Origin of the sequence: Pseudomonas sp. NPDC008258, assembly GCF_042956345.1 — a bacterium.
In the GTDB taxonomy this organism is placed as follows: domain Bacteria; phylum Pseudomonadota; class Gammaproteobacteria; order Pseudomonadales; family Pseudomonadaceae; genus Aquipseudomonas.
Genome location: NZ_JBIBGE010000007.1, coordinates 130,898 through 157,861, shown reverse-complemented (window position 1 = coordinate 157,861; position 26,964 = coordinate 130,898). Strand labels below are relative to the sequence as shown.

Genomic DNA, 26,964 nt, shown 5'->3' with positions numbered 1-26,964 from the left:
CTGTTAGGGTGCCCGCCGATGCACGCCACACCACACGAGGACCCCACGTGAGCGCCGAAGAACCCCTGATCGCCGACCTGTTCGATGTCGACAAACGCCTGTCCCTCAAGCCCGTCGTGGACTTCAACAGCTACCTGCGCAACGCCTTCGGCGAAGGCCCGTGCCGCTGCCACCGCTGTGTGGAAGGTGCCGACCAGACCACCTACAGCCACGCCCACAGCTTCACCTTCGAAGGCCGCCAATGGCACCGCCGCTTCGCCAGCACCGCCGGCAGCGACGTCGCCCAGGTGCTGAAAAAAGCCTGGCTGTCGTATACCAAAGCGGACCTCAACCTGGTCGGCGCGCTGGACCTGACCACCCTCAAGACCTTCACCGAAGCCACCCTGCACGCGCGCCTGCTGGCCCTGCTGCCCGCCAGCGGCCTGGCCCGTGAAGTGGATGGCCAGTGGATGCTGCAAGCCCAGGCCGATTGACGGCCCGGCGGCACGGCAGGATTCCACCGGTCTGCTAACGTGGTGGAATCCGCCCAGCCGCAGGTAGTCCGCCATGGCCCGCACAACGCCCATCGAGCTGTACCGCAATATCGGCATCGTCGCCCACGTTGACGCCGGCAAGACCACCACCACCGAGCGGATCCTGTTCTACACCGGGGTCAACCACAAGATGGGCGAGGTGCACGATGGTGCCGCGACCATGGACTGGATGGCCCAGGAGCAGGAGCGCGGCATCACCATCACTTCGGCGGCGACCACGGCATTCTGGCAAGGCTCGACCAAACAGTTCGCGCACAAGTACCGCTTCAACATCATCGACACCCCCGGCCACGTAGATTTCACCATCGAGGTGGAGCGTTCATTGCGCGTGCTCGATGGCGCCGTGGTGGTATTCAGTGGCGCTGACGGCGTAGAGCCGCAGTCCGAGACGGTATGGCGCCAGGCCAACAAATACCACGTACCGCGCCTGGCCTACATCAACAAGATGGACCGCCAGGGGGCGGACTTCCTGCGCGTGGTCAAACAGATCGACCAGCGCCTGGGCCACCACCCGGTGCCGATCCAGCTGGCCATTGGCAGCGAAGAGAACTTCATCGGCCAGATCGACCTGGTGAAGATGAAGGCCATCTACTGGAACGATGCCGACAACGGTACCAGCTACCGCGAGGAAGAAATCCCCGCCGAACTTCAGGCGCTGGCCGACGAATGGCGCGCGCACATGATCGAGGCGGCGGCAGAAGCCAATGACGAGCTGACCATGAAGTTTCTCGAAGGCGAGGAACTGACCACCGACGAGATCAAGGCCGCGCTGCGCCAGCGCACAATCGCCAACGAAATCGTTCCGACCATTCTCGGCTCCTCGTTCAAGAACAAGGGCGTACCGCTGATGCTCGATGCGGTCATCGATTACCTCCCTGCCCCGTCGGAAATCCCGGCAATCAAGGGCACAGACCCCGACGACGAAGACAAGCACCTGGAGCGCCACGCCGACGACAAGGAGCCGTTCTCGGCCCTGGCCTTCAAGATCGCCACCGACCCGTTCGTCGGCACGCTCACCTTCGCCCGCGTCTATTCCGGTGTACTCAGTTCCGGCAACGCGGTGCTCAACTCGGTCAAGGGCAAGAAGGAACGTATTGGCCGCATGGTGCAGATGCACGCCAACCAGCGCGCCGAAATCAAGGACGTGTGCGCCGGCGACATCGCCGCGCTTATCGGCATGAAGGACGTGACCACCGGCGACACCCTGTGCGACATGGACAAGCCGATCATCCTCGAACGCATGGACTTCCCCGACCCGGTGATTTCCGTGGCGGTGGAGCCGAAAACCAAGGCCGACCAGGAGAAAATGGGCATCGCCCTGGGCAAACTGGCCCAGGAAGACCCGTCATTCCGCGTGCGCACCGACGAAGAAACCGGGCAGACCATCATCTCCGGCATGGGCGAGTTGCACCTGGACATCATCGTCGACCGCATGCGCCGCGAGTTCAACGTCGAAGCCAACATTGGCAAGCCGCAGGTGGCTTACCGCGAAAAAATCCGCAATACCTGCGAGATCGAAGGGCGCTTCGTACGCCAGTCCGGCGGCCGTGGCCAGTATGGCCATTGCTGGATCCGCTTCGCTCCCGGTGATGAAGGCAAGGAAGGGCTGGAGTTCATCAACGAGATTGTCGGCGGCGTGGTACCACGCGAATACATCCCGGCGATCCAGAAGGGCATCGAAGAGCAGATGAAGAACGGCGTACTGGCTGGCTACCCGCTGATCAACCTGAAGGCAGCAGTGTTCGACGGCTCGTACCACGACGTCGACTCAAACGAGATGGCCTACAAGATCGCTGCATCCATGGCCACCAAGCAGCTGTCACAGAAAGGTGGCGCGGTGCTGCTGGAGCCGGTGATGAAGGTGGAAGTGGTAACGCCCGAGGAGTATCAGGGCGACATCCTTGGCGACTTGAGCCGGCGCCGCGGCATGATTCAGGATGGCGACGAAACGCCGGCCGGCAAGGTAATCCGCGCCGAGGTGCCGCTGGGCGAGATGTTCGGCTATGCCACCTCGATGCGCTCGATGACCCAGGGCCGGGCCAGCTTCTCGATGGAGTTCACCCGCTATGCCGAGGCCCCGGCGAGCATTGCCGATGGCATCGTCAAGAAGAACCGCGGGGAAGCCTGAGTTCTGCGGCCCCTGTGGGAGCGGCCTTGCGTCGCGAAAGGGCCGCAAAGCGGCCCCAGCAATTCATGCATTACCGCCGAAATCATGGGGCTGCCTTGCAGCCCTTTCGCGACGCAAGGCCGCTCCCACAAAGACCACGCCTACAGCCCAAACCTCAGTGCTGCTCGCCAGCCCGCTTCAACAGCTTCTTACACCGCTCCGACAAATGCACCACACGCAACTGCTTGCCCGCCTTGGCATAGCGCTCACGCAGGGTCTTCAACGCAGCAATCGCCGAGTAGTCGACAAAACTCAGGTGCTGGCAGTCCAACGTGACTTTGGCGGGATCATTGGCCGGGTCAAACTGGTTGAGGAACGGGGTAGTCGAGGCAAAGAACAGTGTGCCATGTACCTGATAATGCTTGCCCCCCTCCTCATCCACATGGCTATCGGCATACAGTTCGCGCGCATGCTGCCAGGCAAAGTTCACCGCCGCGATGATGATGCCGAACATTACCGCCATGGCCAGGTCGGTAAACACCGTAACCACGGTCACCGCAATGATCGCCAGCACATCATTCACCGGCACCTTGTGCAGCACCCGCAACGACGCCCAGGCAAAGGTCTGCTGGGCCACCACGAACATCACCCCTACCAGCGCTGCCAGCGGAATACGCTCGATCAACGGCGACAGGAACAACACGAACAGCAGAATCATCACGCCCGCCACCACGCCAGACAACCGGCCACGGCCATTGGAGCTGAGGTTGATCACCGTCTGCCCGATCATCGCGCAACCACCCATGCCCCCGCACAGGCCCGAGACCATGTTCGCCGCGCCCAGTGCCACGCACTCGCGGTCCGGGAAACCACGGCTCTCGGTAATTTCATCGGTCAGGTTGAGGGTAAGCAGGGTTTCCAGCAGGCCGACCATGGCCATCAGCACCGCGTAGGGGGCGATGATCTTCAGGGTTTCCAGGTTCCAGGGTACATCCGGCAGCGCCAGCGCCGGCAGGCCGCCGGCGATGTGCGCCATGTCACCCAGGGTGCGGGTAGGCAGCCCGAGCAGGTAAACCAGCAGGCCAACACCCAGGATTGCCACCAGCGCCGGCGGTACCGCACGGGTCAGTTTCGGCAGCACATAAACCACCGCCATGGTCAGCACCACCAGGCCGATCATCAGGTACAGCGGCGTGCCACTGAGCCAGTGTTCGCCGTCTTTGAAGTGCTCCAGCTGGGCCATGGCAATGACGATGGCCAGACCGTTCACGAAACCGAGCATTACCGGGTACGGCACCAGCCGCACCAGCTTGCCCAGGCGCAGCAGGCCGAACAGGATCATCACCACCCCGCCCAACAGCACCGTGGCCAGCAGGTACTGCACGCCGTGCTGCACCACCAGCGCCACGATCACCACCGCCATCGACCCGGCTGCGCCGGAAATCATCCCTGGCCGGCCGCCAAACAGTGCCGTGAGGGTACAGATGATGAACGCCCCATACAGGCCCATCAGCGGGTTGAGGTGGGCCACCAAGGCAAAGGCGATGCACTCGGGCACCAGGGCAAACGAGGTGGTCAGGCCGGCAAGCAGGTCGGCGCGTAGACGGGCGGGTTTCATGGGCATCCTGAAAGGCGGTGCGGGTGGACGGTACAAAAAACAAGGGGCGCGATGTTACGTAATTTGTCTGGCAGCGGCCACCGCAACGGCGCCTATCGCCCGGCCGATGTCAGCCATTCAGCCATCGAGGTGTCTTCGAGTGCATACTCGCCACGGTTGGCCTTCCATACCAGCTCCTTGTCGCGCAACGCATCAAGGGCCTTTTGCACATTGGGCGTAGTGGCATTGGCCTCGGCTTGGGCCAGTTCCAGCTTGCGGCTGACATCGGCCAGGGTTTGCTCGGTAAACGGCGAAAACGGCTGCTGGCCCAGCGTGCGCTCGGCCATTACCCCAAGCACTGCCTGCTGCAAGGGCGAGAGCTCGTTCCAGGCGCTTTCGTAGTCACTCCACACGCCGGCCTGATGGTTGAGTGCCCCGTTGCGCAGCAGTTCACCCAGGTTACCCGCCTCACCCAGGCCGACGCTGACCTCGGCCAACAGCTTGTTGAGCATTTCAGGGCGACGGCCCACCAGCTCGAAAGCGTACGCCAGGTCCTCGACCTTGAACTGGTTGCTGTCAGCCAGGCGCTGGTTCCACAAGGCCGTGATGAACTCGACGTATTCACGCCCCAGCAAGGGGAATGGCGTGATACTGGCACCAAAGAACGGCTGCTTGCTCTTCAACACCAGGTTGGCCAGCTTGTCGCGGCTGGAACCGGTGAACACCAGGCGCAAGCCATCCGGGCGGTCACCACGGTTGAGATGGTCCCGCGCGGCCTTTAGCGCGAACATCGCGTTCAGGCCATCCTCACTGTTGAGAGCATGCTGGGCTTCGTCGATGATCAGTACCACCATCTGCCCCGACACTTGATGCAGCACGGCAAGCGCCTGAGCCAAGGTCGTACCCTCAGGCAGTTGCGGGCGAGTGAAATCCCAGCTGAGGGTACGCAACAGGTTTACCTTGTCGATGCCGGCCTTTTTCGCCGCCTTGGCCAGCGCCCCTTCGAAGCTGCCCAGCGCAGCACCGATGGCACCACTGATGAGCTCTGCCGGGGCGGCGTCACGGTCCGACCACAGGTCGACGTAAACCGGTAACCAGCCGCGCCGTACGCATTCCGGAATGAAGTCATTATTGAGGAAGGTACTCTTGCCCGTACGCCGGGGCGCAGCGAGGAACATGCCCGAGCTGTAATCGACCAGCGACTCGCCCGCCAGGTCCTGGCCCAGGGCCTTGGCCAACTGATCACGACGCAGGAGCGGGCGAATGGGAGACATGTGATTATCCTTGATTATCTGGATGACTATAATTTATAGCCTACAAGATAAAACACGTATAAAACAGCCTCTCCCGCTCAGAACCACTGGCCAAAGCGACGGATGTACAGCGCCTTGATCCCTTGCGCCAACACGCAGTACCCCACCAGCGTTGCCAGCAGCCAAGGGAAGTAGGCCAGCGGCAGTGGCACCAGACCGACCATCGCCCCCAGCGGGGAGAACGGCAGGTAGATACCCAGCCCCATTACCAACGCCGTGGCCAGGGTCACCGACAGGGCCGCACGGCTTTGCAGGAACGGCACCTTGCGAGTGCGCAGCATGTGCACCACCAGGGTCTGCGACAGCAGCCCTTCGACGAACCAGCCCGACTGGAACAGCGCCTGCATGTGCACGCTGCTGGCAGCGAACACGTACCACATCAGCGCAAACGTGGTGATATCGAACACCGACGAGGTCGGCCCGACCCACAGCATGAAGCGGCCAATGTTGCGCGCATCCCAAGTGCGTGGTGCAAGCAGCAGGTCGCTGTCCAGCCGATCCCACGGCAGCGCCAGTTGCGAGGCGTCGTACATCAGGTTCTGCAGCAGCATCTGGATGGCCAGCATCGGCAGGAACGGGATGAACGCGCTGGCTACCAGCACCGAGAACACGTTGCCAAAGTTGGAACTGGCCGTCATGCACAGGTACTTCATGATGTTGCCGAAGGTTTCCCGCCCTTGCAGCACGCCATCGCCCAGCACCATCAGGCTCTTTTCCAGCAGGATGATATCGGCCGACTCCTTGGCGATGTCGGTAGCGCTGTCAACCGAAATGCCAACGTCGGCATCGCGCAGCGCCGGGGCGTCGTTGATGCCGTCACCGAGAAAGCCCACGGTATGGCCATTGCCCTGCAAGGCCCTGAGCACCCGTGACTTCTGCAGCGGAGCAAGCCGGGCGAACACCGTGCGGGTTTCCACCTCCTCACCCAGCCGGGCGTCATCCATGCCCTCGATGACCTGGCCCAGCAGCGGCTCGCCAGGGTTCAGGCCAACCTCATGGCACACCTTGCAGCACACTTCGGCACTGTCGCCGGTCAGCACCTTGACCTGCACGCCCATGCCGGCAAGCGCCTGAATTGCCGGCCCGGCGCTTTCCTTCGGCGGGTCGAGGAAGGTCAGGATGCCGCGAATGACCAGGTCGCGCTCATCCTCGGCAGCGTACTCCAGCTTGCCCTGATCGCAGCCCAGCTCGCGGGTGGCCAACAACAACACGCGCAGCCCTTCGGCATTGCGCGCATCGGCAAACGCACACAGCTGTTCACGGCGCTGCTCGTCAAACGGCACACGCTGGCCAACCAGCTCGACCTGGGTGGCGATCTCGAGCATTTCCTCGACGGCGCCCTTGCTGACCAGCAGCCGGTCGCCCAGCGGGTCCTTGACCACCACCGACAGCCGCCGACGGACGAAATCGAACGGCAGCTCATCGACCTTGCTGTAGGCAAACGGCGCCTGGAACCCGGGCTGGTCTGCAGTACACCGCAGCACGGCCTGGTCCATCAGGTTTTTCACCCCACTCTGGTGGTAGCTGTTGAGCCAGGCCAGTTCCAGCAGCCGGGGGTCGGCACTGCCATCGGCTGCCAGGCACTGCTCAAGGATGATCCGGTCCTCGGTAAGGGTGCCGGTCTTGTCAGTGCACAGCACATCCATCGAGCCGAAATTCTGGATCGCGTTCAGGCGCTTGACCACCACCCGCCGCCTGGCCATGGCCACGGCGCCCTTGGCCAGGTTGGCACTGACAATCATGGGCAGCATTTCCGGGGTGAGCCCCACGGCTACAGCCAGGGCGAACAGGAAAGCGTCGCCCCAGTCGTGCTTGGCAAAGCCGTTGAGCAGGAACACCACCGGCACCATCACCAGCATGAAGCGGATCAGCAAGCGGCTGACACTGTTCACACCGCGATCGAAGGCGGTTTCGCTGCGCGAACCGGAAATCGCCTTGGCCAGGCTGCCAAAGTACGTGCCCCGCCCGGTGGCAACCACCAGCGCGCGGGCACGGCCGCTGACCACATTGGTACCCATGAAGCACAGGTTGGCGCGGTCCAGCAGTTGGCCCTCGTCACCGTCGTGGTCGCTGGCGCTCTTCTGCGCGACATGCCCGAGGGTGTCGTACTTCTCTACCGGCAACGCTTCGCCGGTCAGCACGGCCTGGCTGATGAACAGGTCTCGCGACTCGATCAGGCGTACATCGGCAGGGATCATGTCGCCAGCATGCAACTGCACCACATCGCCCACTACCAGTTCCGCCATCGGCACTTCGCGCAGGCGTGCGGCCTGGCCTTCATCTTCGCTACGCAGCACCGTGGCGGTAGTCCGCACCATGGCTTTCAGCGCGCTGGCAGCCTTGCCCGAGCGGTACTCCTGCCAGAAACGCAGCAGGGTGCTGAGGCTGACCATGGTGAGAATGATGATGACCTTGGTCAGGTCGGCGTCGTCAGCATTACCAGCCCGGGTCGGCAGCCAGTAATCGGTAACGAAACTGATCGCGCCCAGGGCCAGCAGCACATGGATGAACGGGTTGTTCAACGCACCGAGCAGTTGCAGCACAGCCGGCTGCGGCTTGCCGTGCAGCACCTCGTTACTGCCATGGTGCAACAGCCGCCGGGCGGCTTCGGCTTCGCTCAAACCGTGCCGGCCCGACTCCAGGCGGGCGAAGGTATCGTCCAGCCCGGTGCGAGCAACCGGGGCCACAGCGGGTTGGAGGGTGTCGCGGTCTTTTACGGTCATGGTCTGTGCTCCTGCCGCAGGAGGCAATACGAAGCACAGGCCCGCCGGCTAGCCAGTGAGCAGGAGCACCTCGGATCGCAATGTGATACTTCGTCGTACTGGCATCAGTGGTGTCTTTTGCAGGTATCGGAAACCCAAGGGTAGTTGTTGCGGGTACGGCCGGGGCGAAGCTGAACAAGGTTTCATCATTCGCATCGGTAGCGGCCACGGCGTGATGCAGATCCAGCAGGAACCTGACAAATTTGCCATCATGTTGATTCACCCTGCGGAGATCATGGACATGCCGCTACGCCCCCTTTTCGCCTCCCTGCTGCTGGTCGCCTGCCTTGGCGCCCAGGCCGCCACCGAGGTCGTGCCGCTGCAGCATCGTGCCAGCGCCGAACTGCTGCCTGCGGCGCAGGCTTTCATCGGCAAGGACGGCACGGTCAGCGCCTTCGAGAACAAGCTGATCGTCAACGCCAGCCCAGAGCGCATCGACGATTTGCGCGCCTTGCTGCAACAGCTGGACACCGCCCCCAAGCGCCTGCTGATCAGCGTCGACAACAACGACAGCAACTTCCAGGACAACCGCGGCAATGCACGCGTGATTCACTACGGCACCAGCAACCGGGACGGTGGCATGCAGCAGGTTCAGGCCAGCGAAGGCCAGCCAGCGCTCATTCAGGTGGGCCAGAGCATCCCGATTACCAGCACCAGCACCGACGGCTACGGGCGCCTGCAGAGCAACACGGAATACCGCAACGTGACCCAGGGGTTCTACGTTACCCCAAGCCTGAGCGGTGATACGGTCCGCCTGCAAATAAGCACCAATAATGACCGCATCAGCAGCGAACGTGCCGATGTAGTGAAAGTGCAAAGCACCGACACGACAGTCACCGGCAAGCTCGGCGAATGGATCACCCTGGCAGGCTACAACCAGCAGAGCCAAGCCGACCGCAGCACGTCAAGCCGCAGTTACAGCACCCAGCGTGGTGAAAACATGACTTTACGTGTGAAAGTCGACCTTCTCGACTGATCCCAGGCAATTCAAGGCCTCGACCAAAGGCCTTGAAACTGACTGCCAAGTCGCATTAGACCAAAGATGTAGTAAGTGAAAAAATCCACTACAAAACATTTGACAGGGTCTTTTTCCCAAGGGCATGATGGCCTCGCTCCCGCTAATCAGGGGCCCTGGCAAGGGCCTTCGAGGCGTGCTCCTCCCACCCCTGGAGGCGCCTCGTGTCTATACGGCCCACAAGGCGGTTCGACGGGATTGTGACTGCAACGAAGAAGTTGTCCCGAGGGACGGAAGCGCATCACCGCAGTACTGGCAATCGCGTAGCACCGCAGCAAGGCAACCACGAGCCGACCTGCCGGAGCACACCGTCGCCTGGCCTGCCCACCCTTCCCCTTCGAGCCTTCGCGTTCGCCGCCGCACTCCTGCGAACAGGACAGCCGCCAGGCACCTGATCTGCTCCGAGCATCAGCACAATTAACCCAAGATCGATGCGACGAGGTTTATTTCCATGGCACTGACACGCGAACAGCAAATTGCAGCCCTCGAGAAAGACTGGGCCGAGAACCCGCGCTGGAAAGGCGTGACCCGTACCTACACCGCCGCTGATGTCGTTCGCCTGCGTGGCTCCGTGCAACCCGAGCACACCTTTGCCCGCCAGGGTGCAGAAAAACTGTGGAAGCTGGTCACCGAAGGTGCCCACCCGTCCTTCCGCCCAGAAAAAGATTTCGTCAACTGCATGGGTGCCCTGACCGGCGGCCAGGCAGTGCAGCAGGTAAAAGCCGGCATCCAGGCCATCTACCTGTCCGGCTGGCAGGTTGCCGCCGACAACAACTCGGCCGAGTCCATGTACCCAGACCAGTCGCTGTACCCGGTCGACTCGGTACCGACCGTGGTCAAGCGCATCAACAACGCATTCCGCCGCGCCGACCAGATCCAGTGGAAAGCCGGCAAGAACCCGGGCGACGATGGCTACATCGACTACTTCGCGCCTATCGTGGCTGACGCCGAGGCCGGTTTCGGCGGCGTGCTGAACGCCTACGAGCTGATGAAGAACATGATCGAGGCAGGCGCCGCCGGCGTGCACTTCGAAGACCAGCTGGCCTCGGTGAAAAAATGCGGCCACATGGGTGGCAAGGTACTGGTACCGACCCAGGAAGCCGTACAGAAGCTGGTGGCCGCGCGCCTGGCTGCTGACGTATCGGGCGTACCGACTATCATCCTGGCTCGTACCGACGCCAACGCCGCCGACCTGCTGACCAGCGACTGCGACCCGTACGACCAGCCGTTCGTGATTGGCGAGCGCACCCGTGAAGGCTTCTACAAGGTACGTGCCGGCCTCGACCAGGCCATCGCCCGTGGCCTGGCCTACGCCCCGTACGCCGACCTGATCTGGTGTGAAACCGCCAAGCCGGACCTGGACGAAGCCCGCCGCTTCGCCGAAGCGATCAAGAAGGAGTACCCGGACCAGATCCTGTCGTACAACTGCTCGCCGTCCTTCAACTGGAAGAAGAACCTGGACGACGCCACCATCGCCAAGTTCCAGCGCGAACTGTCGGCCATGGGCTACAAGCACCAGTTCATCACCCTGGCCGGCATTCACAACATGTGGCACGGCATGTTCAACCTGGCGCACGACTACGCCCGCAACGACATGACCGCCTACGTGAAGCTGCAAGAGCAGGAATTCGCTGACGCCAGCAAAGGCTACACCTTCGTGGCGCACCAGCAGGAAGTGGGCACTGGCTACTTCGACGACATGACCACCGTGATTCAGGGTGGGGCTTCGTCGGTGACTGCGCTGACCGGCTCGACCGAGGAAGAGCAGTTCCACTGATAGTGGGTTGCGGTTGAACAAAGGCCCAGGGCTTGCGAAAGCCCCGGGCCTTTGTTTATGCCTGTACAGACCCTTCTCATGCTTCAGGTTAGCGCCGCTCCCACAGGAGTAAGTAGCGCTTGTCAGCAATACTTCATTGCTTCATACCCAGCTCGGCATCATCCATCAACGCCTTGGCCATCGCGCTAAGGTAGTGGGCAGCCCAGATCATCATCGGCTTCTCATCCATCAGGCCGGTGATGGTCAGTTCGCGCACATAGCCCATCAGTTCCGAAGACTGCTCGCGGGCGTCGCGGCAGGGAATGCCTGGCTCAATGCGGAACAGTGGGTGGGTGCTGTTTTCGCCTTGGTAGAAGGTGGTCTTGCCGACGGTGAATTGGGTGTCTTCTGTGGTCATTGTTGATTCCCATGAAATTTCTCTACTGCCTGGCCGGGCCCTTTCGCGGGCTCGCCCGCTCCCACAGGTATTGTGCAAGCCTGGAAGACAATGGTGATCCTGTGGGAGCGGGCGCGCCCGCGAAGGGGCCCGCCCAGACAGCACATTAAGCAGCCTTAGTGCGCAGTCCGAGGCTCCGCAGGCATTTGCACATGAGACAACGCCGACTCAAGCAAAGCCCGCAGCGACTCAAGTTCATGCATTGAGGTCATCATCAGGATCGAGGCCGGTGATTTGGGCTGAAGCAGCAAGGCCTGATGCACCACTGTGGCGGCGCACAGCGCGCAGTCGGCGGCCTGGATCAAGGTGTCTTCGAGAAAATGGGGGTTGCGGGGTGGATCGGGGACAACTTTCAGCATGACTCGCTCCTTTCTTTCCTGTTTGGCCGCCACCCGCCCGCTGTCAAACGGTTGGGTGGCAGCTATGCGCGGGTTGACAGACCGGTGGAAAGAAAGAAAGACCGGCGCACGCGAACGTGCCCACACGCACAGCCGCCATTGAGGCAAAGCGAGTGCACCTTCTTTCAATTCCGGCCTGTCAAAGCCGTGTCGTTGATGTGCAACGACAGGTCGAGACTAGAGCCCCGCTACAGCAGCCGCAATGGAAAACAGGCAGCAGGAGTATGTTTGGGAAATGGCCTACATGGAAGCGGATAAATCCGACATGTCAGGTGTTCTGCGAGCGATTGCGTCAGGGCGGCGAGGTGCCTGCCTTGGTTTTTGCGGTGTTGCGCAGATCGAGCGCCGCCCGCGAAGCGCCGCGCGGGCGGCGCTCGATCTCACAGACACCACATTCCACTCGCCTTACTCTTGGCAGCCCCACCCAATCCCAACGCATCACCAACAAACCCCACAATCAGGTCTATGCTTGAGGCAGCACAGCAGCAAGGACCGCCCATGCCTCGTCCAAGCCACCTGATGATTGTCGCCCTGGCCGCCGCTGCCCTCTATATATACGCACTGGCCAGCGACAACACCCTGCTCGCCCTGCTGGCCAAACCCGTCCCGGTACTGGCCATGATCGGCTGGCTGCGTAGCGCCCCCGCCTCGGCGTACCGCATGTGGATCTCGATCGGCCTGGCCTTCTCGGTACTCGGCGACATCCTGCTGGCCATCCCTGCCGACTTGTTCGTGTTCGGCCTGGTTGCATTCCTTTGTGCCCACCTGGCCTACCTGCGCGCCTATTGCGACCAAACCTTGCACCTCGCCCTACCCGCACTCCTGTTCAGTGCCCTCACCGGCATCACCCTGTTCAGCGTACTCGCCAGCCACGGCCTCGGCCCGCTGCTGATCCCGGTCGCGCTCTACGCCCTGGCCATCAGCGCCATGCTCTGGCGCGCCCTGGCCTGCGGCGGCCTGGCTGCACTGGGCGCCAGCCTGTTCGTATTCTCCGACAGCCTGATCGGCATCGACCGCTTCGTCAGCCCGTTCGCCGCCGCGCCTTACCTGATCATCCTCGCCTACTGGCTCGGCCAGTGGGCCATCGCTTCATCAGTCGGTCATCGCTCAACCGATAAAGTATTGACCCAGAGCGGTGCAAGCGACGCTGGAAGCTGCTAGAACACGAGCCTTTCGCATTTGCAAGTAGGGGGAACCGCCAGATGAACTTTACAAGGTGCAGAACAGCCCAATTACATGGCATCAGGTCAAATGATATTAATTATCATTACGAAACTTGTAATTCGTTACCAGTCGCAAGAAACATAATTAACAAAAGCGCACGCAATGCCCGAATTTCAAGGCTTTCAGCCAGTTAGGAGTGGCTTTTGTACTTAATGCTACGAATAAATTTGCGACAGAAATTTTACTTGCACCGGGTTTACCCATAAAATCAGCCCGATTGATTCAGCTGCGACATTTGGTCACTGCACCTGCGACACCAAGTCGCCGCTCTACTTAATTTCAGACTGCAGAGCTTGGTCTCTGTGTATAAGGATTTCCAGCATGTCCGATTCGGCAGGACTCATCGCCCACAACTGGGGCTTTGCCATCTTCCTCCTGGGTGTCGTCGGCCTGTGTGCCTTCATGCTCGGCCTGTCCAGCCTGCTTGGTAGCAAGGCCTGGGGCCGCGCCAAGAACGAACCTTTCGAATCCGGCATGCTGCCCGTCGGCAGCGCCCGCCTGCGCCTGTCCGCCAAATTCTATCTGGTCGCGATGCTGTTCGTGATCTTCGATATCGAAGCCCTCTTTCTCTTTGCATGGTCTGTGTCCGTCCGCGAAAGCGGCTGGACCGGGTTCGTCGAAGCTCTCGTTTTCATAGCAATTCTGTTGGCAGGTCTTGTCTACCTATGGCGCGTCGGTGCTCTTGATTGGGCTCCCGAAGGTCGCCGCAAGCGGCAAGCGAAGCTGAAACAATGAGGCTTTGGCAATGCAATACAATCTCACCAGAATCGATCCGGATGCGCCTAACGAGCAGTACCCGGTAGGTGAACGGGAAACCGTCACCGACCAGCTGCTAGAGGACCAGGTCCACAAGAACATCTACATGGGGAAACTCGAAGATGTGCTGCGTGGCGCGGTCAACTGGGGTCGCAAGAACTCCCTCTGGCCGTACAACTTCGGCCTGTCCTGCTGCTACGTGGAAATGACCACGGCCTTCACGGCACCCCACGACATCGCCCGCTTCGGCGCCGAAGTCATCCGGGCATCGCCGCGCCAGGCCGACTTCATGGTCATCGCCGGTACCTGCTTCGTGAAAATGGCGCCGATCATCCAGCGCCTGTACGAGCAGATGCTCGAGCCCAAGTGGGTCATCTCCATGGGGTCGTGCGCCAACTCCGGTGGCATGTACGACATTTACTCGGTCGTTCAGGGGGTCGACAAGTTCCTCCCCGTGGACGTCTATGTGCCTGGCTGCCCGCCACGCCCTGAGGCTTTCCTGCAAGGCTTGATGCTGTTGCAGGAGTCGATCGGCCAAGAACGACGCCCGCTTTCCTGGGTTGTTGGTGATCAAGGTATTTACCGTGCCGAGATGCCAGCCCAGAAAGACCTGCGTCGTGAGCAGCGCATTGCAGTGACCAACCTGCGCAGCCCCGACGAAGTCTGATCCAGCGACCTGCCGCCCGCTCCCCAAGGAGCCGGCGGCCTGGCTTCATTCTTAACGTTGACCCAAAGCGACCGAGACCATGACAGCGGACAACGCTATTTTCATTCCGCCCTACAAGGCTGACGACCAGGATGTGGTCGTCGAACTGAACAACCGTTTTGGCGCCGAAGCATTCGTCGCCCAGGAAACCCGCACCGGCATGCCCGTGCTGTGGGTCAAGCGCGCCCAGCTCAAAGAGGTGCTCAGCTTCCTGCGCGGCGTGGCCAAGCCATACAGCATGCTGTACGACCTGCACGGCGTCGACGAGCGCCTGCGCACCCAGCGCCGCGGCCTGCCTGCTGCCGACTTCAGCGTGTTCTACCACCTGTTGTCGGTCGAGCGTAACAGCGATGTGATGATCAAGGTGTCGCTCAGCGAAGGCGACCTGAACCTGCCGACCGTGACCGGTATCTGGCCTAACGCCAACTGGTACGAGCGCGAAGTCTGGGACATGTTCGGCATCGACTTCGCCGGCCACCCGCACCTCAGCCGCATCATGATGCCACCCACCTGGGAAGGCCACCCGCTGCGCAAGGACTACCCTGCCCGCGCCACCGAGTTCGACCCGTACAGCCTGACCCTGGCCAAGCAACAGCTTGAAGAGGAATCGGCACGCTTCAACCCGGAAGCCTGGGGCATGAAGCGCCAGGGCGCGAACGAGGACTACATGTTCCTCAACCTCGGCCCCAACCACCCTTCGGCGCACGGTGCGTTCCGTATCGTCCTGCAGCTGGACGGTGAAGAGATCGTCGACTGCGTACCGGACATCGGCTACCACCACCGTGGTGCCGAAAAAATGGCCGAGCGCCAGTCCTGGCACAGCTTCATCCCCTACACCGACCGTATCGACTACCTCGGCGGGGTGATGAACAACCTGCCGTACGTGCTCGCGGTCGAGAAGCTGGCCGGCATCCAGGTGCCGCAGAAGGTCGACGTGATTCGCATCATGCTGGCCGAGTTCTTCCGTATCACCAGCCACTTGCTGTTCCTGGGTACCTACATCCAGGACGTCGGCGCCATGACCCCGGTGTTCTTCACCTTCACCGACCGCCAGCGCGCCTACACCGTGATCGAAGCGATCACCGGTTTCCGCCTGCACCCGGCCTGGTACCGCATCGGTGGCGTTGCCCACGACCTGCCGCGCGGCTGGGACAAACTGGTCAAGGACTTCGTCGAATGGCTGCCAAAGCGCCTTGACGAATACACCAAGGCTGCCCTGCAGAACAGCATCCTCAAGGGCCGCACCATCGGCGTTGCCGCGTACAACACCAAGGAAGCCCTGGAATGGGGTACCACCGGTGCCGGCCTGCGCTCCACCGGTTGCGACTTCGACCTGCGTAAAGCCCGCCCTTACTCCGGCTACGAGAACTTCGAGTTCGAAGTACCGCTGGCCCACAACGGCGATGCCTATGACCGCTGCATGGTCCGTGTCGAGGAGATGCGCCAGAGTATCCGCATCATCGACCAGTGCCTGCGCAACATGCCGGAAGGCCCGTACAAGGCGGATCACCCGCTGACCACGCCGCCACCGAAAGAGCGCACCCTGCAGCACATCGAAACCCTGATCACGCACTTCCTGCAAGTCTCGTGGGGCCCGGTCATGCCGGCCAACGAGTCGTTCCAGATGATCGAGGCGACCAAGGGCATCAACAGTTACTACCTGACGAGCGATGGCGGCACCATGAGCTACCGCACCCGGATCCGTACCCCGAGCTACCCGCACCTGCAGCAGATCCCTTCGGTGATCAAAGGCAGCATGGTCGCCGACCTCATTGCGTACCTGGGCAGTATCGACTTCGTTATGGCTGACGTGGACCGCTAAGCATGAACAGCACGCTTATCCAGACAGACCGTTTCGCCCTGAGCGAAACCGAGCGCTCGGCCATCGAGCATGAAATGCATCACTACGAGGACCCGCGCGCGGCGTCCATCGAAGCCCTGAAGATCGTCCAGAAGGAACGTGGCTGGGTGCCGGATGGCGCCATCCACGCCATCGGCGAAGTGCTGGGCATCCCGGCCAGCGACGTAGAGGGTGTTGCCACCTTCTACAGCCAGATCTTCCGTCAGCCGGTCGGCCGCCACATCATCCGCGTGTGCGACAGCATGGTCTGCTACATCGGCGGCCATGAATCGGTCGTCAGCCAGATCCAGAGCGAGCTGGGCATCGGCCTTGGCCAGACCACCGCCGACGGCCGTTTCACCCTGCTGCCCGTCTGCTGCCTGGGCAACTGCGACAAGGCCCCGGCGCTGATGATCGACGACGACACCTTTGGCGACGTGCAGCCGGCTGGCGTTACCAAACTGCTGGAGGGTTACGTATGACCATTACTTCCTTCGGCCCGGCCAACCGCATCGCGCGCACGGCCGAAACCCACCCGCTGACCTGGCGCCTGCGTGACGACGGCGAGCCGGTATGGCTGGCCGAGTACGAATCGAAGAACGGCTACGCCGCTGCCCGCAAGGCACTGGCGCAGATGTCGCAGGACGATATCGTGCAGGCGGTCAAGGACTCCGGCCTCAAGGGCCGTGGTGGCGCAGGCTTCCCCACTGGCGTGAAGTGGGGCCTGATGCCCAAAGACGAATCCATGAACATCCGCTACCTGCTGTGCAACGCGGACGAAATGGAGCCGAACACCTGGAAGGACCGCATGCTGATGGAGCAACAGCCCCATCTGCTGGTCGAGGGCATGCTGATCAGCGCCCGCGCCCTGAAGGCCTACCGTGGCTACATCTTCCTGCGTGGCGAATACACCACCGCCGCAAAAAACCTCAACCGCGCCATCGATGAAGCCAAGGCCGCAGGCCTCCTGGGCAAGAACATCCTGGGCAGCGGTTTCGATTTCGAGCTGTTCGTGCACACCGGTGCCGGCCGCTACATCTGCGGCGAAGAAACCGCACTGATCAACTCGCTGGAAGGCCGCCGCGCCAACCCGCGTTCCAAGCCGCCCTTCCCTGCCGCCGTGGGCGTGTGGGGCAAGCCGACTTGCGTGAACAACGTCGAAACCCTGTGCAACGTGCCGGCCATCGTCGCCAACGGCAACGACTGGTACAAGTCGCTGGCCCGTGAAGGCAGCGAAGACCACGGCACCAAGCTGATGGGCTTCTCCGGCAAGGTGAAAAACCCAGGCCTGTGGGAACTGCCGTTCGGCGTTACCGCCCGCGAGCTGTTCGAAGACTACGCCGGTGGCATGCGCGACGGCTTCAAGCTCAAGTGCTGGCAGCCAGGTGGCGCCGGTACCGGCTTCCTGCTGCCCGAGCACCTCGACGCACAGATGTACGCCGGTGGCATCGCCAAGGTTGGCACCCGTATGGGTACTGGCCTGGCCATGGCGGTCGACGACAGCATCAACATGGTTTCGCTGCTGCGCAACATGGAAGAGTTCTTCGCCCGCGAATCGTGCGGCTGGTGCACCCCGTGCCGTGACGGCCTGCCGTGGAGCGTGAAGATGCTGCGTGCGCTGGAAAAAGGCCAGGGCCGCGCCGAAGACATCGAGACGCTGCTGGGGCTGGTCAACTTCCTCGGCCCAGGCCGTACCTTCTGTGCTCACGCACCGGGTGCCGTCGAGCCACTGGGCAGTGCCATCAAATACTTCCGCTCGGAGTTCGAGGCCGGTGTCGCCCCAGCAAGCGCTGGTGATGCACTGCGCCACAACCTGGCGAAGCCGATCGTGGTCGGCGCATAACAAGATGATTAGGCGGGTGGTCCGTGCCACTCGCCAGCTTGCCGGCAGGCCCGAGCGATCGAGGCGTGTCGCGAGCTCACCGATTTCCATTAGCCACGCCCGCTCACGCGGGCCAACGAAGAACTTTGAACAATGGCCACTATCCACGTAGACGGCAAAGCGCTCGAAGTCAACGGTGCAGACAACCTGTTACAGGCGTGTCTGTCACTCGGCCTCGACATCCCTTATTTCTGCTGGCACCCGGCGCTTGGTAGCGTTGGCGCTTGCCGGCAGTGCGCGGTCAAGCAGTACACCGACGAGAACGACACCCGTGGTCGTATCGTCATGTCCTGCATGACCCCTGCCTCCGACGGCACCTGGATCTCCATCGAAGACGAAGAGTCCAAGGCGTTCCGCGCCAGCGTCGTCGAATGGCTGATGACCAACCACCCGCACGACTGCCCGGTGTGCGAGGAAGGCGGTCACTGCCACCTGCAAGACATGACGGTAATGACCGGCCACAACGAGCGCCGCTACCGTTTCACCAAGCGTACCCACCAGAACCAGGACCTCGGCCCGTTCATCGCCCATGAGATGAACCGCTGCATCGCCTGCTACCGCTGCGTGCGCTACTACAAGGACTACGCCGGTGGTACCGACCTGGGCGTGTACGGTGCCCACGACAACGTGTACTTCGGCCGCGTCGAAGATGGCGTGCTGGAAAGCGAATTCTCCGGCAACCTGACCGAGGTCTGCCCGACCGGCGTGTTCACCGACAAGACCCACTCCGAGCGCTACAACCGCAAGTGGGACATGCAGTTTGCCCCGAGCATCTGCCATGGCTGCTCCAGCGGCTGCAACATCAGCCCGGGTGAGCGCTACGGCGAGCTGCGCCGCATCGAAAACCGCTTCAACGGTTCGGTCAACCAGTATTTCCTGTGCGACCGCGGCCGTTTCGGCTACGGCTACGTAAACCGCAAGGACCGCCCACGCCAGCCACACCTGGCCGACGGTACCAAGCTGGGCCTGGACGCTGCCCTGGACAAGGCTGCCGACCTGCTGCGCGGCCGTACCATCGTCGGTATCGGCTCGCCACGCGCCAGCCTCGAAAGCAACTACGGCCTGCGTGAGCTGGTCGGTGCCGAGTACTTCTACTCCGGTATGGAAGCGGGCGAACTGGCCCGCGTACGCCTGGCGCTGAACGTGCTGAACAACAGCCCGCTGCCAGTGCCGACCCTGCGCGACATCGAAGACCACGACGCCGTGTTCGTGCTCGGCGAAGACCTGACCCAGACCGCTGCCCGCGTCGCCCTGGCCGTACGCCAGGCTACCAAGGGCAAGGCCGAGGCCATGGCCGAAGCGATGAAAGTGCAGCCTTGGCTCGACGCCGCAGTGAAGAACATCGGCCAGCACGCGCTGTACCCGCTGTTCATCGCCTCGCTGGCTGAAACCAAGCTGGACGACGTTGCCGAAGAATGTGTGCACGCCGCCCCGGCCGACCTGGCCCGCATCGGTTTCGCCGTGGCTCACGCCATCGACCCGAGCGCACCGGCAGTCGCCGGCCTGGACGACGAAGCCAAGGCCCTGGCCCAGCGCATCGCCGACGCCCTGGTCGCTGCCAAGCGCCCACTGGTTGTAGCCGGTACCTCCCTGGCCGACCCGGCGCTGATCGAAGCCGCTGCCAACATCGCCAAGGCCCTGAAGCTGCGCGAGAAGAACGGCTCGCTGAGCCTGGTGGTACCTGAAGCCAACAGCATCGGCCTGGCCATGCTCGGTGGCGAATCCGTCGATGCCGCGCTGGACGCAGTCATCAGCGGCAAGGCCGACGCCATCGTCGTGCTGGAAAACGACCTGTACGCCCGCGTACCGGCCGCCAAGGTCGACGCAGCCCTGGCTGCGGCCAAGGTGGTGATCGTTGCCGACCATTCCAAGACTGCAACTGTCGACCGTGCCCACCTGGTACTGCCGGCTGCCTCGTTCGCCGAAGGCGACGGTACCCTGGTCAGCCAGGAAGGCCGTGCCCAGCGCTTCTTCCAGGTGTTCGACCCGCAGTACCTGGACAGCAGCATCCAGGTCCACGAAGGCTGGCGCTGGATGCACGCCCTGCGTGCCACCCTGCTGAACAAGCCGGTCGACTGGACCCAACTGGACCACGTCACCAGCGCCTGCGCCGAAGCCGCCCCGCAACTGGCCGGCATCGTCAACGCCGCACCAAGCGCCGCATTCCGCATCAAGGGCATGAAACTGGCCCGTGAGCCGCTGCGTTACTCCGGCCGCACCGCCATGCGCGCCAACATCAGCGTGCACGAACCGCGTACCCCGCAAGACAAGGACACCGCGTTCGCCTTCTCCATGGAAGGCTACTCGGGCTCCGCCGAACCGCGCCAGCAGGTGCCGTTCGCCTGGTCGCCGGGCTGGAACTCGCCGCAAGCCTGGAACAAGTTCCAGGACGAGGTCGGTGGCCACCTGCGTGCCGGTGACCCGGGCGTGCGCCTGATCGAATCGCAAGGCGACCGCCTGAACTGGTTCAACGCCATTCCGGGTGCCTTCAACCCGGCCCGTGGCACCTGGACTGCCGTGCCGTTCTTCCACCTGTTCGGCAGCGAAGAAAGCTCCTCGCGCGCCGCCCCGGTGCAACAGCGCATTCCGGCTGCCTACGTCGCCCTGGCCAAGTCCGAAGCCGACCGCCTGGGTGTCAACGACGGTGCCCTGCTGAGCCTGAACGTTGCCGGTGTGGCCCTGCGCCTGCCGCTGCGTATCAATGAAGAGCTGGGCGCTGGCCTGGTCGCGTTGCCGAAAGGCCTGGCCGGTATCCCGCCTGCCATCTTCGGTGCATCCGTCGAAGGTCTGCAGGAGGCAGCACAATGAGCTGGTTCACCCCCGAAGTGATCGATGTGATCATCCAGGTCGTCAAGGCCATCGTGGTGCTGCTGGCCGTGGTGGTTTGCGGCGCCCTGCTCAGCTTCGTCGAGCGCCGCCTGCTGGGCTGGTGGCAGGACCGCTACGGTCCGAACCGTGTCGGCCCGTTCGGCATGTTCCAGATCGCCGCCGACATGCTGAAGATGTTCTTCAAGGAAGACTGGAACCCGCCCTTCGTCGACAAGATGATCTTCACCCTGGCGCCGGTCGTGGCCATGAGCGCCCTGCTGATCGGCTTCTCGATCATCCCGATCACACCGGGCTGGGGCGTTGCCGACCTGAACATCGGCCTGCTGTTCTTCTTCGCCATGGCCGGCCTGTCGGTCTACGCGGTGCTGTTCGCCGGCTGGTCGTCGAACAACAAGTACGCCCTGCTGGGCAGCTTGCGGGCCTCGGCGCAAACCGTGTCGTACGAAGTGTTCCTGGGCCTGGCGCTGATGGGCGTGGTGGTGCAGGTAGGCTCGTTCAACATGCGCGACATCGTCGAGTACCAGGCACAGAACCTGTGGTTCATCATTCCGCAGTTCTTCGGCTTCTGCACCTTCTTCATCGCTGGCGTCGCCGTGACTCACCGTCACCCGTTCGACCAGCCGGAAGCGGAACAGGAACTGGCCGACGGCTACCACATCGAGTATGCCGGCATGAAGTGGGGCATGTTCTTCGTCGGTGAGTACATCGGCATCATCCTCATCTCGGCGCTGCTGGTAACCCTGTTCTTCGGCGGCTGGCACGGCCCGTTCGGCATCCTGCCGCAACTGCCGTTCCTGTGGTTCGCATTGAAGACCGCGTTCTTCATCATGCTGTTCATCCTGCTGCGCGCCTCGATCCCGCGCCCACGCTATGACCAGGTGATGGACTTCAGCTGGAAGTTCTGCCTGCCGCTGACCCTGATCAATTTGCTGGTGACCGCTGCGATCGTGCTCTACAACACGCCAGCCGTCGCGGCCCAGTGAGGATTTGACCCATGTTCAAGTATATCGGCGACATCGTTAAGGGCACCGGCACCCAGCTGCGCAGCCTGGCAATGGTGTTCTCCCACGGGTTCCGCAAGCGCGACACCCTGCAGTACCCCGAAGAACCCGTGTACCTGCCGCCGCGCTACCGCGGCCGCATCGTCCTCACCCGCGACCCCGATGGCGAGGAGCGCTGTGTAGCGTGCAACCTCTGCGCGGTGGCCTGCCCGGTTGGCTGCATCTCGCTGCAGAAGGCCGAAACCGAGGACGGCCGCTGGTACCCGGAATTCTTCCGCATCAACTTCTCGCGTTGCATTTTCTGCGGCCTGTGTGAAGAAGCGTGCCCGACCACCGCGATCCAGCTGACTCCGGATTTCGAAATGGCCGAGTTCAAGCGTCAGGACCTGGTGTACGAGAAAGAAGATCTGCTGATCTCCGGCCCCGGCAAGAACCCTGACTACAACTTCTACCGTGTTGCGGGTATGGCCATCGCTGGCAAGCCAAAAGGCTCTGCGCAGAACGAAGCCGAACCGATCAACGTGAAGAGCTTGCTCCCATAAGGACAGAAAGATGGAATTCGCTTTCTACTTCGCATCCGGGATCGCCGTGGTCTCCACCCTTCGGGTGGTGACCGGCACCAACCCCGTGCACGCCTTGCTTTACCTGATCATTTCGCTGATTTCCGTGGCCATGATCTTCTTCTCCCTGGGTGCGCCGTTCGCCGGTGCCCTGGAAGTGATCGCCTACGCCGGCGCCATCATGGTGCTGTTCGTGTTCGTGGTGATGATGCTCAACCTGGGGCCGGCCTCGGTCGCCCAGGAACGCGGCTGGCTCAAGCCCGGCATCTGGGCCGGGCCGGTAATCCTCGGCACCCTGCTGCTGGCAGAGCTGCTGTACGTGCTGTTCGTCACCCCGAGCGGCGCTGGCATCAGCGGTACCACTGTGGGCCCGAAAGAGGTAGGTATCAGCCTGTTCGGCCCGTACCTGCTGGTGGTCGAACTGGCGTCGATGCTGCTGCTGGCTGCAGCGGTCACCGCCTTCCACCTGGGCCGCAACGAGGCGAAGGAGTAAATCATGGGTGCTATCCCTCTCGAGCATGGTCTGGCAGTCGCCGGCATCCTGTTCTGCTTAGGTCTGGTTGGCCTGATGGTCCGCCGCAACATCCTCTTCGTGCTCATGAGCCTGGAAGTCATGATGAACGCCTCTGCCCTGGCGTTCGTCGTCGCCGGCGCCCGTTGGGTGCAGCCCGACGGCCAGGTGATGTTCATTCTGGTGATCAGCCTGGCAGCCGCCGAGGCCAGTATTGGCCTGGCCATCCTGCTGCAGCTGTATCGCCGCTTCCACACTCTCGACATCGATGCTGCCAGTGAGATGCGCGGATGAACCTTCTCTTCCTGACTTTCGTCTTCCCCCTCGTCGGCTTCCTGCTGCTGTCGTTCTCGCGCGGGCGGTTCTCGGAGAACCTGTCCGCGTTGATCGGCGTCGGTTCGGTAGGCCTTTCGGCCGCCACGGCCGCCTATGTCATCTGGCAATTCAACGTTGCTCCGCCTGAAGGCGGCGCGTACAGCCAGCTGCTGTGGCAGTGGATGTCGGTAGACGGCTTTGCGCCTAACTTCACCCTGTACCTGGACGGCCTGTCGGTCACCATGCTGGGCGTGGTCACTGGCGTGGGCTTCCTGATCCACCTGTTCGCTTCCTGGTACATGCGTGGCGAAGCCGGCTACTCGCGCTTCTTCTCGTACACCAACCTGTTCATCGCCAGCATGCTGTTCCTGATCCTGGGCGATAACCTGCTGTTCATCTACTTCGGCTGGGAAGGCGTGGGCCTGTGCTCGTACCTGTTGATCGGTTTCTACTACAGCAACCGCAACAACGGTAACGCGGCACTCAAGGCGTTCATCGTCACCCGTATCGGCGACGTGTTCATGGCCATCGGCCTGTTCATCCTGTTCGCCCAGCTGGGTACCCTGAACGTACAGGAACTGCTGGTGCTGGCACCGCAGAAGTTCCAGGCGGGCGACACCTGGATGGTGCTGGCAACCCTGATGCTGCTGGGCGGTGCGGTCGGTAAATCGGCCCAGCTGCCACTGCAGACCTGGCTGGCCGACGCGATGGCGGGCCCGACCCCGGTTTCGGCACTGATCCACGCCGCAACCATGGTGACCGCGGGCGTGTACCTGATCGCCCGTACCAACGGCTTGTTCCTGCTGGCACCGGACATCCTGCACCTGGTAGGCGTAGTCGGTGGCGTGACCCTGGTACTGGCCGGCTTCGCCGCGCTGGTGCAAACCGACATCAAGCGTATCCTCGCCTACTCGACCATGAGCCAGATCGGCTACATGTTCCTGGCCCTTGGCGTTGGCGCCTGGGACGCGGCGATCTTCCACCTGATGACCCACGCCTTCTTCAAGGCCCTGCTGTTCCTTGCTTCCGGTGCGGTGATCGTTGCCTGCCACCACGAGCAGAACATCTTCAAGATGGGCGGCCTGTGGAAGAAGCTGCCACTGGCCTACGCCAGCTTCGTGGTCGGTGGCGCTGCCCTGGCTGCACTGCCGATCGTGACCGTGGGCTTCTACTCCAAGGACGAGATCCTCTGGGAAGCCTTCGCCAGCGGCAACACCGGCCTGCTGTACGCTGGCCTGGTGGGTGCGTTCATGACCTCGCTGTACACCTTCCGCCTGATCTTCATCGCCTTCCACGGCGAAGCCAAGACCGAAGCCCACGCCGGCCACGGCATCAGCCACTGGCTGCCGCTGGGCGTGCTGATCGTGCTGTCGACCTTCGTGGGCGCCTGGATTCACCCGCCGCTGGCAGGCGTACTGCCTGAAAGCGCCGGCCACGCTGGTGGCGAAGCCAAGCACGCGCTGGAAATCACCTCGGGTGCCATTGCCATCGCCGGTATCCTGTTGTCGGCCCTGCTGTTCCTGGGCAAGCGCAGCTTCGTCAGCGCCGTCGCCAACAGCAGCATCGGCCGTGTCCTGTCGGCCTGGTGGTTCGCCGCCTGGGGCTTCGACTGGATCTACGACAAGCTCTTCGTCAAACCGTACCTGCTGATCAGCCACATCCTGCGCAAGGACCCGGTTGACCGCAGCATCGGCCTGATTCCGCGGATGGCACGTGGCGGCCACGTCGCCATGAGCAAGACCGAGACGGGCCAACTGCGCTGGTACACCGCCTCTATCGCCGTGGGTGCCGTGCTGGTGCTCGGTGCCGTGGTAGTGGCTGCGGTATGACTATGAATCTTGCGACTTTGCCAAAGGAAACCAACCCGTCATGATTTTGCCTTGGCTGATCCTGATCCCCTTCATCGGCGGCTTCCTGTGCTGGCTGGGTGAGCGCTTCGGCGCCACCCTGCCGCGCTGGATCGCGCTGCTGACCATGTCCCTGCTGCTTGGCATCGGCCTGTGGCTGTGGGCTCACGGCGACTACACCCTCGCGCCCGCTCCGGGCGCCGAACCTGCATGGGCCTATGAGTTCAAAGTCCAGTGGATCCAGCGCTTCGGCATCAGCATCCACCTGGCCCTCGACGGCCTGTCGCTGCTGATGATCCTGCTTACCGGCCTGCTCGGTGTGCTGTCGGTACTGTGTTCCTGGAAAGAGATCCAGCGCCACGTCGGCTTCTTCCACCTCAACCTGATGTGGATCCTGGGCGGCGTGGTCGGTGTGTTCCTGGCCCTGGACCTGTTCCTGTTCTTCTTCTTCTGGGAAATGATGCTGGTGCCGATGTACTTCCTCATCGCGCTCTGGGGTCACAGTTCGGCAGACGGCAAGAAGACCCGGATCTACGCGGCGACCAAGTTCTTCATCTTCACCCAGGCCAGCGGCCTGATCATGCTGGTGGCGATCCTGGGCCTGGTGCTGGTCAACTACAACACCACCGGCGTGCTCACCTTCAACTACAGCGACCTGCTCAAGGCCGAGCTGCCAGCCGGTGTCGAATACGTGCTGATGCTGGGCTTCTTCATCGCCTTCGCGGTGAAGCTGCCAGTGGTACCGTTCCACTCCTGGCTGCCTGATGCCCACGCCCAGGCACCGACCGCAGGCTCCGTCGACCTGGCCGGCATCCTGCTGAAGACTGCGGCCTACGGCCTGCTGCGCTTCGCCCTGCCGCTGTTCCCGAACGCCTCGGCCGAGTTCGCGCCAATCGCCATGACCCTGGGCCTGATCGGTATCTTCTACGGTGCCTTCCTGGCCTTCGCACAAACCGACATCAAGCGCCTGATCGCCTTCTCCAGCGTCTCGCACATGGGCTTCGTGCTGATCGGTATCTACTCCGGTAGCCAGCAGGCCCTGCAAGGCGCGGTGATCCAGATGCTGGCCCACGGCCTGTCGGCTGCCGCGCTGTTCATCCTGTCCGGCCAGCTGTACGAGCGCCTGCACACCCGCGACATGCGTCAGATGGGTGGCCTGTGGCACCGCATCGCCTACCTGCCAGCCATCAGCCTGTTCTTCGCTGCAGCGTCGCTGGGCCTGCCAGGCACCGGCAACTTCGTCGGCGAGTTCCTGATCCTGCTCGGCAGCTTCGTGCATGTACCGTGGATTACCGTGATTGCCACCACCGGCCTGGTCTTCGGTTCGGTGTACTCGCTGATCATGATCCACCGCGCCTACTTCGGCCCGGCCAAGTCCGACACCGTACTGGCCGGCATGGACGGTCGCGAACTGGTCATGGTGCTGGGCCTGGCGGGACTGCTGATCCTGCTGGGCGTGTATCCGCAGCCGTTCCTCGACACCTCTGCCGCCACCATGAGTGGTGTGCAGCAGTGGCTCGGTTCCGCTTTCACTCAACTCGCTTCGGCCCGGTAA

22 protein-coding genes are annotated in these 26,964 nt (G+C 62.5%); 17 read left to right on the top strand and 5 right to left on the bottom strand.

Annotation, left to right across the window (positions count from 1 at the left end):
• The first annotated feature begins 47 nt into the window (after positions 1-47).
• Complete coding sequence (locus ACFY9W_RS07975) at positions 48-473, top strand: hypothetical protein (protein ID WP_391128088.1); 426 nt, start codon at positions 48-50, stop codon at positions 471-473.
• 73 nt (positions 474-546) lie between these two features.
• A complete protein-coding gene (gene fusA, locus ACFY9W_RS07970; protein ID WP_391128085.1) occupies positions 547-2,661 on the top strand; it encodes an elongation factor G in 2,115 nt (704 codons plus the stop codon).
• A gap of 154 nt (positions 2,662-2,815) precedes the next feature.
• Here the strand turns inward: fusA and ACFY9W_RS07965 are convergent, their stop codons facing one another.
• The 3 genes from ACFY9W_RS07965 to mgtA form a co-directional block, all read right to left on the bottom strand.
• A complete protein-coding gene (locus ACFY9W_RS07965; RefSeq protein ID WP_391128082.1) occupies positions 2,816-4,258 on the bottom strand; it encodes a SulP family inorganic anion transporter in 1,443 nt (480 codons plus the stop codon).
• Between the two features lie 92 nt (positions 4,259-4,350).
• Complete coding sequence (locus tag ACFY9W_RS07960; RefSeq protein WP_391128079.1) at positions 4,351-5,511, bottom strand: hypothetical protein; 1,161 nt, start codon at positions 5,509-5,511, stop codon at positions 4,351-4,353.
• A gap of 77 nt (positions 5,512-5,588) precedes the next feature.
• Positions 5,589-8,273, bottom strand: coding sequence for a magnesium-translocating P-type ATPase (mgtA, locus tag ACFY9W_RS07955; protein ID WP_391128076.1), 2,685 nt, complete (start codon positions 8,271-8,273; stop codon positions 5,589-5,591).
• A gap of 250 nt (positions 8,274-8,523) precedes the next feature.
• Here mgtA and ACFY9W_RS07950 point away from each other — a divergent pair, with 250 nt between their 5' ends.
• Both ACFY9W_RS07950 and aceA read left to right on the top strand, forming a co-directional pair.
• Positions 8,524-9,288, top strand: a complete 765-nt coding sequence (locus ACFY9W_RS07950) for a secretin N-terminal domain-containing protein (RefSeq protein ID WP_391128074.1) — start codon at positions 8,524-8,526, stop codon at positions 9,286-9,288.
• Between the two features lie 490 nt (positions 9,289-9,778).
• Positions 9,779-11,104: an isocitrate lyase gene (gene aceA, locus ACFY9W_RS07945; protein WP_054913919.1), complete on the top strand. Its 1,326-nt coding sequence runs from the start codon at positions 9,779-9,781 to the stop codon at positions 11,102-11,104.
• 133 nt (positions 11,105-11,237) lie between these two features.
• On the opposite strand, the gene ACFY9W_RS07940 is transcribed toward aceA, so the two are convergent.
• Together ACFY9W_RS07940 and ACFY9W_RS07935 are read right to left on the bottom strand one after the other, a co-directional pair.
• On the bottom strand, positions 11,238-11,501 hold the full coding sequence (locus tag ACFY9W_RS07940; protein WP_085601421.1) for a DUF3077 domain-containing protein: 264 nt from the start codon (positions 11,499-11,501) through the stop codon (positions 11,238-11,240).
• A gap of 155 nt (positions 11,502-11,656) precedes the next feature.
• Positions 11,657-11,899, bottom strand: coding sequence for a hypothetical protein (locus tag ACFY9W_RS07935; protein WP_391128072.1), 243 nt, complete (start codon positions 11,897-11,899; stop codon positions 11,657-11,659).
• A gap of 537 nt (positions 11,900-12,436) precedes the next feature.
• Here ACFY9W_RS07935 and ACFY9W_RS07930 point away from each other — a divergent pair.
• The 13 genes from ACFY9W_RS07930 to nuoM all read left to right on the top strand — a co-directional run bounded on the left by ACFY9W_RS07930 (position 12,437) and on the right by nuoM (position 26,964).
• Positions 12,437-13,099 carry a lysoplasmalogenase family protein gene (locus tag ACFY9W_RS07930; protein ID WP_391128069.1) on the top strand — a complete coding sequence of 221 codons (663 nt, stop codon included), beginning with the start codon at positions 12,437-12,439 and terminating at the stop codon, positions 13,097-13,099.
• A 384-nt stretch (positions 13,100-13,483) separates the two neighbouring features.
• Positions 13,484-13,897 (top strand): NADH-quinone oxidoreductase subunit A, encoded by a 414-nt coding sequence (locus ACFY9W_RS07925; RefSeq protein ID WP_003251427.1) that lies wholly within the window; start codon positions 13,484-13,486, stop codon positions 13,895-13,897.
• Positions 13,898-13,907: 10 nt separating this feature from the next.
• On the top strand, positions 13,908-14,585 hold the full coding sequence (locus ACFY9W_RS07920; RefSeq protein ID WP_008096180.1) for an NADH-quinone oxidoreductase subunit B family protein: 678 nt from the start codon (positions 13,908-13,910) through the stop codon (positions 14,583-14,585).
• Between the two features lie 79 nt (positions 14,586-14,664).
• Entirely contained in the window at positions 14,665-16,446 is a 1,782-nt protein-coding gene (nuoC, locus tag ACFY9W_RS07915) for an NADH-quinone oxidoreductase subunit C/D (RefSeq protein WP_391128066.1), read from the top strand.
• 2 nt (positions 16,447-16,448) lie between these two features.
• Positions 16,449-16,946, top strand: coding sequence for an NADH-quinone oxidoreductase subunit NuoE (gene nuoE / locus ACFY9W_RS07910; RefSeq protein ID WP_012273294.1), 498 nt, complete (start codon positions 16,449-16,451; stop codon positions 16,944-16,946).
• Positions 16,943-18,307 carry an NADH-quinone oxidoreductase subunit NuoF gene (gene nuoF, locus ACFY9W_RS07905; protein ID WP_391128064.1) on the top strand — a complete coding sequence of 455 codons (1,365 nt, stop codon included), beginning with the start codon at positions 16,943-16,945 and terminating at the stop codon, positions 18,305-18,307. Before nuoE ends, nuoF begins: the two co-directional genes overlap by 4 nt.
• A 132-nt stretch (positions 18,308-18,439) precedes the next feature.
• Positions 18,440-21,154 carry an NADH-quinone oxidoreductase subunit NuoG gene (nuoG, locus tag ACFY9W_RS07900; protein ID WP_391128063.1) on the top strand — a complete coding sequence of 905 codons (2,715 nt, stop codon included), beginning with the start codon at positions 18,440-18,442 and terminating at the stop codon, positions 21,152-21,154.
• Complete coding sequence (gene nuoH, locus ACFY9W_RS07895; RefSeq protein WP_016488222.1) at positions 21,151-22,158, top strand: NADH-quinone oxidoreductase subunit NuoH; 1,008 nt, start codon at positions 21,151-21,153, stop codon at positions 22,156-22,158. Before nuoG ends, nuoH begins: the two co-directional genes overlap by 4 nt.
• Positions 22,159-22,169: 11 nt before the next feature.
• Positions 22,170-22,718: an NADH-quinone oxidoreductase subunit NuoI gene (nuoI, locus tag ACFY9W_RS07890; protein ID WP_003251442.1), complete on the top strand. Its 549-nt coding sequence runs from the start codon at positions 22,170-22,172 to the stop codon at positions 22,716-22,718.
• A gap of 10 nt (positions 22,719-22,728) precedes the next feature.
• On the top strand, positions 22,729-23,229 hold the full coding sequence (nuoJ, locus tag ACFY9W_RS07885; RefSeq protein ID WP_012273298.1) for an NADH-quinone oxidoreductase subunit J: 501 nt from the start codon (positions 22,729-22,731) through the stop codon (positions 23,227-23,229).
• A gap of 3 nt (positions 23,230-23,232) precedes the next feature.
• Positions 23,233-23,541, top strand: a complete 309-nt coding sequence (gene nuoK, locus ACFY9W_RS07880) for an NADH-quinone oxidoreductase subunit NuoK (RefSeq protein ID WP_003251446.1) — start codon at positions 23,233-23,235, stop codon at positions 23,539-23,541.
• Positions 23,538-25,391 (top strand): NADH-quinone oxidoreductase subunit L, encoded by a 1,854-nt coding sequence (gene nuoL, locus ACFY9W_RS07875; protein WP_391128058.1) that lies wholly within the window; start codon positions 23,538-23,540, stop codon positions 25,389-25,391. The genes nuoK and nuoL overlap by 4 nt, the downstream gene beginning before the upstream one ends.
• 40 nt (positions 25,392-25,431) lie before the next feature.
• Positions 25,432-26,964, top strand: coding sequence for an NADH-quinone oxidoreductase subunit M (gene nuoM / locus ACFY9W_RS07870; protein ID WP_391128055.1), 1,533 nt, complete (start codon positions 25,432-25,434; stop codon positions 26,962-26,964).